This is a genomic window from Gluconobacter sp. Dm-74 (genome assembly GCF_018256135.1).
GTDB lineage: Bacteria > Pseudomonadota > Alphaproteobacteria > Acetobacterales > Acetobacteraceae > Gluconobacter > Gluconobacter cadivus.
In genome coordinates this window covers 50,743-64,950 of record NZ_JAERLX010000004.1, presented here as the reverse complement: position 1 = coordinate 64,950, position 14,208 = coordinate 50,743, and the positions used below count along the sequence as shown (strand labels likewise).

General features: G+C 48.5%; 12 protein-coding genes. All 12 read right to left on the bottom strand.

What is annotated here, in order from left to right:
* Nucleotides 1–947: 947 nt before the first annotated feature.
* Nucleotides 948–3,083, bottom strand: a complete 2,136-nt coding sequence (flhA, locus tag JK208_RS07995; protein ID WP_211575395.1) for a flagellar biosynthesis protein FlhA — start codon at nt 3,081–3,083, stop codon at nt 948–950.
* A gap of 39 nt (nt 3,084–3,122) precedes the next feature.
* Nucleotides 3,123–3,446, bottom strand: coding sequence for a flagellar motor switch protein FliN (gene fliN / locus JK208_RS07990; protein ID WP_194262279.1), 324 nt, complete (start codon nt 3,444–3,446; stop codon nt 3,123–3,125).
* A complete protein-coding gene (locus JK208_RS07985; RefSeq protein WP_211575393.1) occupies nt 3,430–4,086 on the bottom strand; it encodes a hypothetical protein in 657 nt (218 codons plus the stop codon). Before JK208_RS07985 ends, fliN begins: the two co-directional genes overlap by 17 nt.
* Entirely contained in the window at nt 4,086–5,096 is a 1,011-nt protein-coding gene (locus tag JK208_RS07980; protein WP_211575392.1) for a flagellar motor switch protein FliG, read from the bottom strand. The genes JK208_RS07985 and JK208_RS07980 overlap by 1 nt, the downstream gene beginning before the upstream one ends.
* Nucleotides 5,096–6,775, bottom strand: coding sequence for a flagellar basal-body MS-ring/collar protein FliF (gene fliF, locus JK208_RS07975; protein WP_211575391.1), 1,680 nt, complete (start codon nt 6,773–6,775; stop codon nt 5,096–5,098). Before fliF ends, JK208_RS07980 begins: the two co-directional genes overlap by 1 nt.
* A 176-nt stretch (nt 6,776–6,951) precedes the next feature.
* A complete protein-coding gene (locus JK208_RS07970; RefSeq protein ID WP_211575390.1) occupies nt 6,952–7,686 on the bottom strand; it encodes a flagellar hook assembly protein FlgD in 735 nt (244 codons plus the stop codon).
* A 16-nt stretch (nt 7,687–7,702) separates the two neighbouring features.
* Nucleotides 7,703–8,956 (bottom strand): flagellar hook-length control protein FliK, encoded by a 1,254-nt coding sequence (locus JK208_RS07965; protein WP_211575389.1) that lies wholly within the window; start codon nt 8,954–8,956, stop codon nt 7,703–7,705.
* A gap of 138 nt (nt 8,957–9,094) precedes the next feature.
* Nucleotides 9,095–9,445: a hypothetical protein gene (locus JK208_RS07960; RefSeq protein WP_211575386.1), complete on the bottom strand. Its 351-nt coding sequence runs from the start codon at nt 9,443–9,445 to the stop codon at nt 9,095–9,097.
* On the bottom strand, nt 9,442–11,019 hold the full coding sequence (purH, locus tag JK208_RS07955) for a bifunctional phosphoribosylaminoimidazolecarboxamide formyltransferase/IMP cyclohydrolase (protein WP_211575385.1): 1,578 nt from the start codon (nt 11,017–11,019) through the stop codon (nt 9,442–9,444). Before purH ends, JK208_RS07960 begins: the two co-directional genes overlap by 4 nt.
* The gene (locus JK208_RS07950; protein ID WP_211575383.1) at nt 11,016–11,579 is read right to left on the bottom strand and encodes a metal-dependent hydrolase; all 564 of its coding nucleotides are present in this window, start codon (nt 11,577–11,579) and stop codon (nt 11,016–11,018) included. The genes purH and JK208_RS07950 overlap by 4 nt, the downstream gene beginning before the upstream one ends.
* A gap of 108 nt (nt 11,580–11,687) precedes the next feature.
* On the bottom strand, nt 11,688–12,311 hold the full coding sequence (gene eda, locus JK208_RS07945) for a bifunctional 4-hydroxy-2-oxoglutarate aldolase/2-dehydro-3-deoxy-phosphogluconate aldolase (RefSeq protein ID WP_211575382.1): 624 nt from the start codon (nt 12,309–12,311) through the stop codon (nt 11,688–11,690).
* 12 nt (nt 12,312–12,323) lie between these two features.
* Complete coding sequence (gene edd / locus JK208_RS07940; RefSeq protein WP_211575381.1) at nt 12,324–14,171, bottom strand: phosphogluconate dehydratase; 1,848 nt, start codon at nt 14,169–14,171, stop codon at nt 12,324–12,326.
* Nucleotides 14,172–14,208 lie beyond the last annotated feature (37 nt).

Sequence of the window (14,208 nt, the reverse complement as noted above, 5' to 3'; positions counted from 1 at the left end):
CGTATTAATAAGCAGTTTAACAGATTCCCGCCCTCTAGCAGAGGAAGAGATATGATAACCGCACACTTCCTTGAGAAAAACATTTAACGCTCAGGCTAAGGCCGCATTAATTTTAGAAAACTGATTGAGACTCGGGGAGAAGACTGAAGACAAACGACCTGTAATGGCTAGGGGAGAACCAGAAGGACCATCTACGGCCCTTTTCCTTAATCGTCGCGACAGACCGCACGTTGATGATTAGTAAGTGTTGCGCGGGATCATCTTTGTTAATCCGAACGGCCACTCTGGTGTGTGATGTTCGCCGGAGATACGTTCAACCTAAGACGCTTAACAATCGCTAGAAGCGGTAGATGATACAAATATCCTTCTGCGGATGATAGGAGGTCGTCTGGCTGCCGTCCCAGGTTTTCAATCAGTCAAAGACCGATGATGATTGACGCAACCAATCTGAAAGCGCACTGCACGATTTCAAGCCTGTGGGTAAAGAGAAGGGTGAGGCCGCCTGATTGGGAACACAAAAGGCAGCATGAACAGCAACTTTCACACCATTACCGATGCAAAAGGCCGTCCTTTGATCTTATTCATGACCTCAGGCCAGATTAGTGATTATATCGAAGCCACTGTTCGGCTGAATGATTCGCTGCACGCCCAATGGCTATGGGCTATAACGTCGACTGGTTCAGGGACCCTTGCAAGGGAAAAGGAGAGGGAGATCAAGTCTGCATTCCGGACCGAAAATCCCATAACAGAGCCGTCAAATAAGACAAGCGCGACTAAAAACGGCTCGACCGTATAGAGATCATGTTCAGACACATCAAGGGCTTGGCGCCGCGTTGCGTCCAGCTACAACAAGCTCTCAACAGGCTTTTTCGCAACCATTGCCTTTCTGCCACCATCATCTTCCAAATCTGAGCAATAAAAGTCCGATTTGAATAGATTGAAAAATATTATGCTATTAATCCAGTATTGATTATTTTAATTCTAGGAAAAATCTCTTCTTGAGATAACACACTTATAGAAGGTTGAACGCGCTCTACTATCCTTCTCAGGGGAAGACGAAGATTACGAGAAGTCAATATAACTGGAATAATTCCCTCCCTAGAAGAAGATTCGATAGAATACTTTAAAGCTGAAACAAATTTTTGCATTTGAGAAGGAGAAAAGTTAATTTGCTTCTCCTCGGTCGAATTAGACAAATTTTCATAAGCAGAAAGCTCCCATTCGGGACTAAGAGTCAAAATCGGGATACACCCCTGAGCATTAATCATCGAAGAACTAATTTGACGAGCCAGTCTAATGCGAACATGTGCAACCAACGAAGTAACCGTTTTGAAACCTAAACTATATCCCTCCTGAACTGCCTCCAAAATCCCTGTTAAATCTCTGATAGAGACTTTCTCATCAAGAAGGGACTGTAGTATTCTTTGTAAAACTCCTACAGAAACCTGCGACGGAATCAAATCTACAACCAACTTCTGCTGGTCTCTAGGCATACCATCCAATAATTTCTGTGTTTCTGCGTATGACAAAAGCTCGGCCATATTTTCTTTAACTAACTCAGTTAAATGAGTAATAATAACACTAGCCGGATCTACAACGGTATATCCACGTACTATGGCATTTTCACGCAAATTCTGATCTATCCATAATGCTGGGAGACCAAAGGCAGGTTCTCTAGTTTTTTCGCCCTCAATATTAGGCTCCCCCCCCTGAGGATTCATGGCCAGAAGCTTGTTAAGCCTAACTTCCCCTCGTCCCACTTCAATTTCTTTGATACAAATTGAATAACAATCAGGCGGCAAAATTAAGTTATCTTGAATACGAACCGGCGGCAGTACAAACCCCATATCACTAGCAATTGTTCTGCGTAGCACTTTAATTTTTTCAGTCAGACGAGCAGCATCTCCATTTGCTACGGCCAACAAGTTAAATCCTAATTCTAGTCTCAACAAGTCAACCTTAAGACTATCCGAAATTGGCGCATCAGTGGGAATATTATTTTCAGGGACCGCGATTGAATCACCTTCATCATCTTTATTAGAAATTGGTGCATAATGCCTGAAACAAGCTGCCGCAGCAGATAAAACAGCTAGAAAAAAAAACGGGAAAGTTGGCAGTCCGGGCATCATACCTAAAACCAAAGAACAACCGGCCGCTAAAGCAAGTGGCTTAGGATTTCCTCCCAGTTGCCTCACTAACGCAACATCTGCCCCTCCTTCAGTTCCTCCTTTTGTAACAACAATACCCGAAGCTGTAGAGACTAAAAGGGCTGGTATCTGGGAGACAAGCCCATCACCTATCGTTAGTGTTGTAAACGCTGTCGCCGCATCTGAGATCGACATCCCATGACGGACAATACCTATTGTTAACCCGCCAATGATATTAATTGCTGTTATTATTAAGCTAGCGATCGCATCTCCACGTACGAACTTTGCTGCTCCATCCATTGCACCATAAAATCCACTTTCTTCTTCAAGTTCTTTTCGTTTTTTTCTAGCAATAACATCGTTAATTGTCCCAGAAGATAATTCTGCGTCAATAGCCATTTGTTTGCCGGGCATTGAATCCAAAGAAAACCTAGCCGCAACTTCAGCAATTCTTCCAGATCCTTTTGTAATAACCATAAAATTAACAACTAAAAGTATGGAAAATAATATAGCCCCGATAACTACATCACCCCCCATAAGAAAGCCACCGAACGCTGCAACGACATGACCTGCAGCATATGCCCCCAGATAACCGTGACTCAATATTAAACGCGTTGTTGCGACTTCCAAAGAAAGGCGCAGCAGTGTTGTTAGCAATAATAAAGTTGGAAAAGATGTAAAATCTAAAGGCCTATTCAGAAACAAGGCTACCATCAAAATTAATATGGATAACGTAACGGAGAGAGATAGTCCGATATCCAGAATGAATGTAGGAAGTGGCAAGACAAGTATTGAAAGCAATGCCGCCACTAAGAGCGCAAGCCCCACATCAGATCCAGGGGAAAACCTCTTGATCGATGAACCATTCGAAGAAAAATTAAATGACTTCAGCATTCCTTCCATGGCAGAAGAAAAACTATTATAAATACCATTCATTTCTCTTCTTAGTCTCCCAACAATACAATAATATAAATACTATTTTTCAGACTTTACGATTTCAGTCATTGTAACTCCCAGGCGCGTTTCATCGACCATGACAACCTCTCCTCTTGCTATCAAACGATTATTAACAAGTATGTCTATGGGATCGCCAATTTTGCGATCCAACTCAACAACAGCCCCACGTCCTAACCTGAGTAGCTTATTTATAGGCATTGCAGCTCTACCCAAGACTACACTAACAGCAACCGGAACGTCGTAAATCGCTTCTAAATCATTAGGAAATTTAACCTCAAAACTATCGGAAGATAAAAAATCTTCTTTCTCGAGATCGAAATCGTCTTTATCTTTCTCTAGCATTTTCTTCCTTTCGCTCCTTATTAAAACATAATATCTCAGAAATTATTTCTTCTATATATTTACTGGAATTCCGAGATAATGACCCCGTATCCCAAGCAATACTGAATTCTCCATTTTTCATTGCCTCGTCAATGTTAAGGTTTATTATTTCTTTGAAAGATTCTGGTATCGATTCTTCTATTTTAAAGAGAAATTGTTTAGAACAACTTAAATTTACATGAGAATTTTTATTTATAAATGGGTATATTTTTTGAAAAATTATTTCCGACTCTTTTTCTCCATATTTTTCATATAAGTTAGGAAATAGATTTGCAATACAAGATATTATCGCGAATGATATTTCTTTAGAAATTTGTTTTTTTTGTTCTAAAATTTCTTTTTCTATAGAAAAGAAGAAATTCAATAATGAATCTATGAAATTTTTTTCTATATTATTATTCTTTTTTTCTTCTTTTATTCCATTCTGGAAGCCATCTTCATAATATTTATCTAAACACGATTTTGAAAATAACTCTTCTTTTTCTATATTTGAAGAATCTTCAGGTATTTTTATTATAATCTTTTCAATAGAGGTTTTTTCAAAATCCTCAGAATACAAAATTCCTATTTTTTTTTGCTCTGCCAATGTTTTCCTAGTCATCAAACAATCATTTCATTTTCTGGTTTTTCTTGATCTATCAGATCAATTTCTCCGCGATCAACTAAGTCTTTAGCGATAATGAGAATTTCATTTTGAGCTATATCGACATCCTTTACCCGCACAGGCCCCAAATCTTCAATTTCATCCAATAGGATACGTCCTGCACGATCAGACATCGCCCCCAGAAACGCTTGGCGCAACCTATCACTTGCTCCTTTAAGTGCTAATGGCAGGCTCTCACGAGGAAGCTGGTTCAACAGGGTGATCAAACCTTCTCCAGAAAGATTCACTAACTCTTCGAAGGTAAACATAAGACTCTTAATTTGTTCGGCATCGATTTGACTCCTCTCTTCCAAAGCCGACATAAATCTATTTTCAAGTCTTCTATCAAAGTTATTAAATATATCAGCTAAAACTTCATGGCTATTACGATTTATTCCTCTTGGAATATTAGAAATAAATTCTGACCGCAAAGTTTTTTCTATACTTTGAATTACGTTTTTTTGTACAGTTTCTGTTTTTAACATTCTCATCATAATATCTAATGAAAATTCTTCAGGAAAAAGTGCCAATACTTTAGCTGCATGAGAAGATTTAATCCGGCTTAGAATAACAGCTACTGTTTGTGGATATTCATTTTTTAAATAATTTGCGAGCACTGACTCTGATACATTCCCCAACTTGTCCCACATCGTGCGCCCTGCAGGACCCCGAATTTCTTCCATGATTGCGGCAGCTCTGCTGGCGGGCAGTGCGTTTTTAAGAAGCTTTTCTGTGCTTTCAAGATCCCCAACCACTCCTTCAGCCGAGCCTAATCCTTGACTAAATTCATGGCATATTTTTTCTACGATATTGGATGATACAATACCTAATTGAGCCATTGCAGATGAAACTTCTCTAATTTCTTCCTCATGCATTTGTTCAAACAACTTAGAACAATTTTCTTCACCTAAGGCCATCATTAAGATGGCTGCTTTTTGTACACCTGAGATATTTTTTTCCAGCTCCATTATCTTGATGCTCCTTCCTGAGATGGAATCAACCATCCTCTTACTAAAGAAATACTTTCAGAAGGATGAGTTTCTATAAGATCTATAACTTTTTGTACGGAAGAAGCTCTAATTTTTCCCTGTACACCGTTAACAAATACAGTATCTTCATCAATTAAATTCGTTCCTTTATCAGAAACTTCAAGCATTGGAATTTTCTGCTTTTCCGATTGATTGCCGGATAAATAAATTGAATTTTGAGACGATAAAGATATTGGTTGAATTGACTCAGCAGAATTTGATGAATTAAATAACTTATTAGAATTATTATTAGATACAGGCTTCAATAATGGGCGGACAACAAAAAACAAAACCATTGCAAGGCATATCGCGAACAATGAGAATCTTACAGCTTCCATTTGATTTGTACGGCTGAAAAATTTACTCCAATCCGAATTTACGGGCCGCATTTCAGCTTCTATATTACTAAATTTCATGGACATGACCGTTACCACATCCCCTCTAGCCTGGTCGAAACCAACGGCACTTTTAGTTAAAGCTGTTAAACGGTTCAATTCTTCTTCATTACGCGGCTGCCAAGAAAAATGACCCTTTCCATCCGACTGACTAATGCCGTCCACCATCACTGCCATGCTGATGCGTGCAATACGCGGTTGGTCCTGCACTAAAGTACGAACAGTCTTACTTATTTCATAGTTATTTGTTTGCTCTTGTCGATTGCTTTGACTTCCATTTTGCTGCTGACCCGCATTTGCGTTCGGAAGATTATTCGAAACCGTTGTATTACTAGAACCTTGAGTATTGATATTTTTTTCTGTTTTAGTTTGCTGAGAACGTAAAACCTGCTGATCAGGATCGTAATTTTCTTGCGTTTCACGAACATGATCATTGTTCATCGTAATATTTGCTTCCACACGCACATGTCCTGGCCCCAAGGACGCTCCCAGTAAGTCCTCAACTTCATGTGCGATACGTTGCTCAATTATCTGGCGTTGTTCTTCCAAGGACTCGCCACCGTTCGCGCTTCCTTCTCCCTGTTTAAGAAGGACATGGCCACGGTTATCTATCAATGAAATATTATGAGCATCCAACCCCGGAACCGCTGCCGCGACAAGATTAACTACTGCGGCGATATTTTCCTCATCGAGTCTACGCCCCCCATCCATGGAGAGAAGCACGCTTGCTTGCGCGCTCTGCTCATCTGTTGAAAAAAGCTCTCTATGACGAAGCACAAGGTGCACTCTTGCATTCTGTACCCCGTGAATCAGGCGAATAGATCTCTCTAATTCTCCTTCTAGCGCCCGAGTTTCATTGATAGTTTGTTCAAATTGAGTTGCAGTGAAGCTGTTACCCTTATCAAAGATCTCGTATCCAACGGAACCTCCAGACGGCAAACCGCCTTTAGCCAAAAGCAATCTAGCACGGGCCACATCATCATCAGGTACCATGATTGTACTACCCTGATCCTGAAGACGGTATTTAATGTGAGCTTTTGAAAGCTGATCTACAATTTCACCAGCTTCATGAGGTTCTAAATCTCGATACAAAAGGCCATTCGTGGCGTTGACACCGTGCAGGACTAAAACCCCCAGCAGAACAAGCATTGAGACGCCAACACCACCAAGAGCAGCCAGACGTGGGAGACCGAGCTGTTTGAGGTTTGCCAGAAGAGCTTTCACTGATTGCTCTCTTTCCGGTTTTTCAGAGAATCGAGACCGCTGCGATTCCCGTCAGAAAAACCTCTCTGTCCTGCCCACATACTCACTTATCCCTAAAAAACTTACTTTTGATGAACTCCATTGTGGAACAAAAAGCTTAATACATGACTAACAAGCGGCCTCCCCGCCCCTCGAAATCAGGTGCTTGAAAATCCGGTCAGATCGCTCATGTTAATGGTCGCGCTTCCCATATCAATATTCACTCCCGAAGTTCCTTTTGAAACACCGGTAACAGTTCCTGTAACCGTTGTCGGAAGAGCAACAGTGGTTCCGTCCGTAGAATTTCCCTCTACAGCCACATTATAAGCTCCATTGTTTAACTGCGTGCCACTGTTGTTTTTACCGTCCCATGTCCATGTATTCGTTCCAACCGAGGCATCGACTGTCTCTGATTTGACGACGGTTCCTGTACTGTCAGTTATCGCAATCGCCACATCACCAGCCTGAGGGGCTGTAAATGACAACGACGCGCTCCCGCTTTGTAATGGCAGGCTGGACGTGCTTGCCGTAGTTGTTTTTCCGATAAGGCTGACAGCTGAAGCCATCTGATTATCCTGGGTGGCCGAAATCAAGCTCGTCAGGTTTGTATTGGTTTCGACCTGCTGCTGCACCCCGGCGAATTGGGCTAATTCAGCTGTAAATGAGTCCGTACTTGTTGGATTACTGGGATCTTGATGCTGCAATTGTGTCGTAAGAAGCGTAAGAAACTGATTAAAGTTTCCGCCCAAAGAAGACAACGAAGAACTACTTGAGCTGCTTGTTGTGGTATTCGAAGCTGCTGCAGCATTCGTTGCCGCATTGCTTTTCGCAGCGCTTATTGCCTGGCTTAAAAGAGAAGTAGTTCCAGTTGTTGTTCCAACTGAAGTAACCATGGTTTTAATCCTATTTTCAAACAGTGAGATCGACAACGCCTCGGAGAAAACGCCGTTCAGTGACAGATGTTGAGGATACGGGCGTACTACCCCGTGAATTACCAGACGAGCGGTTACGCCCCTCTTGACGCTCGTCACGCGACGACATGTCAAGAAAGGATGGTACCGAAAGGCTGATCTGGATATCTGCTTTCGCTATGGATTGCGTTCCAGAAACAGGAATCGAATTATCAGTTAAAGCTGCAATCAGTTTACTATGATCGTCTTTGAGAGACTGATAGACTTCTGGATTATCTGTGTTGATATGAATTCGATGTTCTTTACCATCAGATCCATCAATTTCCACGTGTATTTTTTCACTCCCACCGACGTTCATTTCGATATGAGTGGTTGTTTTTCCATTATTTTCTTGTTGATAAAGCAGCGTATTTTGATTGTCTCGCCGAGAAATTTTTTCGTCCTCGTCAGCGGATGCAGTTTTGTTTTCTGCATTCGTTTCCGATGGGGATTCCTCCAATGCTTCAGAAAATACTTTTTCAGCAGATACATCCTTTGAATCAATAGAAGAAATATTTTCAGATATAAAATCTTCTTTTACCTCTATGATTTTTTCCAAGCTTTTAACAGAACTGTTTTCTTTTATATAATTTTTTTCAAATGACGATTTCTCACTAATGATTTCTGAATTATCATTATTTGATGAATTTGTATTTTCTTTAGGAAAATCTGCTTCACCAACACTCACAGATGTCGCATCATGATTGGATATTAGGTTGTTATCAATAACCTCAGTTTCTTCAGATTTTACTGAATTTTTTTGCGTGATTTTCTGATTTTCATTAGGCGCGTACTTACTATCAACATCCCTCGAAACTGACTGAGGTGTTTTTCCCTGAATTTTGTTGCCTGGTGTCTGTTCTTTACTACTCCCTGAAACTGCTTTTTGCCCGACAGGCAGAGCTTCTTTTTTGGGAGCAGTCATCTGCTTGGTGGGGAGAGTATAGTCTTCCGATTGTGGGGCTACTTTTCTCGGCACACTGGAAGCCAATGTAGGCAGACTTTTCGAAGGCTGCTTTGCAGTTTGACCTTGCGATTCAAGAGGTTCTGTTTTTGCAGGCTGCGGTTTAACAGTTGAAGTATTCTGTCGGGTCTCAGAATGCTTAGGCATTTCCGGATGCACGTAGCTTTCCAGAAAATCGTGAAACCGCTCATTGGAAGCCAGTTGTGCCTCAGGAGCAACTTCAACGCGCCCGAGGCCAGTGGTCGTCATAACTGCGGATGTCGTGACATGTGACAAGAACTTGTGCCTCCGGATCCGCCAGCATCGGTCAATCCGGAGAATCATTGCACAAGAAGCGTAAAGAAAGCGTTTAACGACTGCCCGACACTACATCCAAACGTAGGCCGATCAGGGATGGATCGTGTCGTATCCTGGCGAGCCTGGAAAGGCTCCTCTTGGGATCGCCGGCGCGCTTGGGCAGATGGGTGGATTACCATCGAGGGCCAGAGCCTGAACGGTATGCGTTGTCTTTGCAACCAGTCCCCTAACGGCCAGTTTCTGGTTCAGGTGAATATGCGCCAGAAACTCTGAGGGCAGGATGACCGCCGTACCGTCGCTGAGCTGCACGCCGGTGGGCGTAATGTTGGCAACAGTCCCCTTGGTCACCGGAAGTGGCGTCATGTCATAGACACAGGGGGCAGCTTCTGCTGCGGAAATGGACAGAGCCAGAACCAGGCTGGCGCAAGCGAGCTTTTTCAATGTCTGAAATGCCTCATGCCGGTGAATACCATGGCGATCCCGGCTGCGTCTGCCGCATCGATCACCTCCTGATCGCGAATGGAGCCACCTGGCTGAATGACAGCCACGGCACCCGCCGCAACGACGCTCTCAAGACCATCCGCGAAGGGGAAGAACGCATCCGAAGCTGCAACCGATCCGATTGTCAGCGGAGCGTGCTCTCCGGCTTCCTTTGCCGCATCTTCGCTCTTTCGCGCCGCAATGCGCGCGCTGTCTACACGTGACATCTGCCCGGCACCGATGCCGACCGTGGCGCCATTGCGGACGTAAATGACGGCGTTTGATTTCACATGCTTTGCGACGCGGAACGCGAACAGCAGATCCTTCATTTCCTGATCCGTCGGCGCACGCTTGGTGACGACCTTGAGATCGGATTGCGTCACCCGGCCTGCATCACGGCTCTGGGCCAGAAAACCACCAGAGACGGAACGAAACGACAGCCCCTCGGCCGTCGGATCGGGCACGCCCTGGGTGAGCAGCAGACGCAGATTCTTTTTCTTTGCCAAGACCTCAATGGCCTCCGCATCGGCATCGGGAGCCACGATCACTTCCGTGAAGATCTTGCTGATCCTCTGGGCCGTTGCGCCATCCAGCGTCCGGTTGAGGGCGACGATACCGCCGAAAGCCGAAACGGGGTCGCAGCGCAGAGCCGCAATCCAGGCCTGCTCCAGCGTTGCGGCAGATGCCACGCCGCATGGATTGGCATGTTTGACGATGACCACAGTTGGTTCGTCAAACTCGGCGACAGCTTCGAACGCTGCGTCCGTGTCGTTGATGTTGTTATAGCTCAGCGCCTTGCCCTGCAGCTGTCGTGCGCTCGCCACGCCGGGGCGCTGGCTGCCGTCACGATAAAAGGCCGCCTTCTGATGCGGGTTTTCGCCGTAGCGCAGCAGATTGTCCCGTGTCCCGCTCAGGGTCAGGACAGGGGGCAGAATTTCGCCTGCCTGTTTGGCAAACCAGCGAGAGATCATACTGTCATAGGCCGCCGTATGGGCATAGGCGGAGGCCGCGTAGCTGCGTCGTTCGACCAGAACCGTACCGCCCTGCTCCAGCGATGCGATGACCGCCGCATATTGCTGCGGATCCGTCAAGATTGCGACGTGATCGAAGTTCTTGGCAGCCGCACGGATCATGGCGGGACCACCGATATCGATATTCTCGATGCAGTCTTCGTCACCAGCACCCGAGGCAACGGTTGCCGCGAACGGGTAGAGATTTACACAGACCAGATCGATCGGAGCAATGTCATGCTTTGCCATCTGCGCAACATGGTCGGCCAGATCGCGACGACCGAGAATGCCACCATGGACCTGAGGCACGAGGGTTTTGACCCGCCCGTCCAGAATTTCCGGAAAACCGGTATGGTCCGAGACATCCTTGACTGTCAGACCGGCGTCACGAAGAGCCTTGGCGGACCCCCCGGTCGAAAGCAGTTCCGCACCGTGGGCGGCGAGCGCACGCCCCAGTTCGATCAGTCCCGTTTTGTCAGAAACGGAGAGAAGGGCACGGCGGACGGGGAGTCGGGTCTGTGTCATGATGAGAATGAAATATCCTTCAAAACATGTCCGCGCAACCGCGAGTGATGCGCAGATGGAGGGACATGGCCCGGAACAGGGCCATTACCGAAAAATCCTGCCCAGCCCAGAAGGCAGAGGATAGGCACAAGAAGCATGATTTCCCCGATGCCGCCAGTCCGGACATAAGGCCAGAGCGAAAGTCGCGAACGGCTGAGGGGGGCAAAAACCTGGCACCCTCCTGTCGGAAGATCGGCGGTGATATGCGTCGCAGCTCCCAACAGCAGGGCACCCCACGGTCCGCGGAGACTTTCAGGGCCCATCAGGCCATTCATGACAGCCGCAGCCACGAGCAGCATCAGGCCAGAATGCGTTAGACCACGATGGCCGAAGGCTTTCGCCAGAAAGCGGGAAAGGATCTTCACCCGACTCCCGAGCATGGAGCGCTCGGTATCAATGTCAGGCAGAAGACTACCCAGCAGGCCCGTGCAGACGGAAAGTGGCTCAGGGGAAAGCACATGCCAGCGCATGGCACACAACACGGCAAAGCCGCCGATCAATAAATGGGAACGTCCAGTCACGCGCCCTTATGATCTGGTTCAGGCCGTCCCGCAAACCATTTGTTCATAAAACGTTCACGGGAAGCCGCAGCATAACACTGCCCCCGTGAACCGTTTATTGGCGCGCGTTCAGACCTTCAAGAGGGCCGCGGCCGTTGCGCGCTGACGGATCTTGTCCGCGTCGAACGCGCCCGCCGTCACCCAGGAGCCACCGACGCAGGAAACGGTCGGAAGGGCCAGCCAGTCCGGGGCGCTCTCTTCCGTAATGCCGCCCGTCGGGCAGAAACGGACATTGCTGCCGAAAACACTGGCAAGGCTCTTCAGCGCGGGAATGCCGCCATTCGTCACAGCCGGGAAGAACTTGAAGCGCGACAGGCCCAGATCAAGACCGCGCATGATATCACCCGCATTGGCGACACCCGGCAGGAACGGGACGTCATGCTCGACGGAAGCCTTGACGAGAGCCTCGGTCATGCCCGGGCTGACGATGAAGCGCGCGCCCGCTTTCACGGCACGGTCCATATCGGACGGGTTCAGAACGGTCCCCGCACCAACGAGGGCACCCGGCACCTTGGACATTTCTTCAATGACCTCGAGCGCACAGGGCGTACGCAGCGTGACTTCCAGCGTGGACAGGCCACCCGCCACCAGAGCCTCGGCCATCGGACGGGCCTGCGCCACGTCATTGACCACCAGCACCGGCATGACCGGACAGCGGCTTATGACGGCATCAAGTTTGGCAGTATCGATCATGAGAAATCTTCCTTAGTGAATATCGTCGCCGACGGCTTCGATCACGCGATCCATCTGGGCCAGCATCGCGGACCCGCCTGCTTCGGCCGGATCATGCACCGAACGCAGCAGCGCGAACAGCTCCCGACCCGTTCCCAATGCCGGGAGCGGCGGGGCGACTGGCGTGCGGCTGTCCCATTCGGCGGCGTCAACCAATACCTCGATCTGGCCGCTCACGGCGCAGACGCGGATCATGTCGCCGTCCCGCACGCGGGCGATCGGACCACCGACCTGCGCTTCAGGGCCGACATGAATGGCAGCTGGCACCTTGCCACTGGCGCCCGACATACGACCATCCGTCAGAAGCGCCACCTTGAAGCCTCGGTCCTGCAACACGCCCAACGTCGGGGTCAGCTTGTGCAGTTCCGGCATGCCATTGGCTTCCGGCCCCTGAAAACGGACCACCACTACAACGTCACGTTCAAGTTCGCCGTTCTGATAGGCGGTGATGACGTCATGCTGGTCCTGAAACACCCGCGCAGGCGCTTCGACCGTCAGGTGTTCCGCCGCAATGGCGCTGCTCTTGTAAATCGCGCGTCCCAGATTGCCCGTCATCAGGCGCATGCCGCCATCCGGACGGAACGGCGTTGCCACATCACGCAGGATATCGGTGTCGGTGGACGGCTTTGCGCGGCTGTAAACAAGGTCGTCGCCTTCAAGAGAAGCACGACGCGCATAGTCGGAAAAGCCGCCGCGCGAGACCGTGAGAATGTCCTGATGCAGCATTCCGGCGCTCGACAGTTCGGCGATGACCGTTGGCATTCCCCCCACGCGATTGAACGCATTCACGTCTTCAGAGCCGCTCGGATAAACGCGGGTGATCAACGGAACAGCGGAAGACAGGCGGCTGATGTCTTCCCAGTCGATCAGAATACCGGCAGCGCGAGCAATCGCGGGGAGATGGATCGCGTGGTTGGTCGACCCACCCGTTGCCAACAGTCCGACAGCAGCGTTCACGATCGCCTTTTCATCGACGCACTGCGCGAGCGGGCGCGCATCTTCCCCGTTCAGACCGATCTCTGCCAGACGATGGATTCCGGAGCGCGTCATGGCCTGACGCAGCTTCGTATTGGGATTGATGAATGCCGAATCCGGCATCATTAATCCCATGATTTCGACCATCATCTGGTTCGTATTGGCGGTTCCATAGAACGTGCAGGTTCCGGCGCTGTGGTAGGAGGCGTTTTCCGCTTCCATCAGTTCGGCCTGGCCGACCTTGCCCTGAACGTAGAGCTGGCGGATGCGCTGCTTTTCCTTGTTCGGAAGGCCGGATGGCATCGGACCGGCCGGGATCAGCATGGTCGGCAGGTGACCAAAACGCAGGGCGCCCATCAGAAGCCCCGGCACGATCTTGTCGCAGATCCCGAGCAGCGCCACGCTTTCGAACATGCCATGACTCAGACCGACCGCCGTGGACATGGCGATCACGTCGCGGGAGAACAGGGACAGTTCCATCCCCTCCTGCCCCTGCGTCACACCATCACACATGGCCGGCGCACCGCCCGCTACCTGCGCCGTCGCACCGACTTCACGGGCAAACAGCTTGATCTGCTCAGGGTAGCGCCCATAGGGCTGATGCGCCGAGAGCATGTCGTTATAGGTCGTGATGATGCCGATATTGGTCCCGGTGGGACGCATCAGCTCCGGCTTGTCGGGGCTGGAAGCCGCGATCGCATGAGCCAGATTTCCGCAGGCGAGTCTGGGCCGGAGCACGCCTTTGGCCCGGTTGCGCTCCATCAGAGCAAGATACCGGCGCCGGGAGATTTTCGAACGCTCGATGATACGGGCAGTCACACTCTCGACGACGGGATTCAGAGACATCTGGAAATACTCGCTACTCGGCTGATGCCTGCGATGC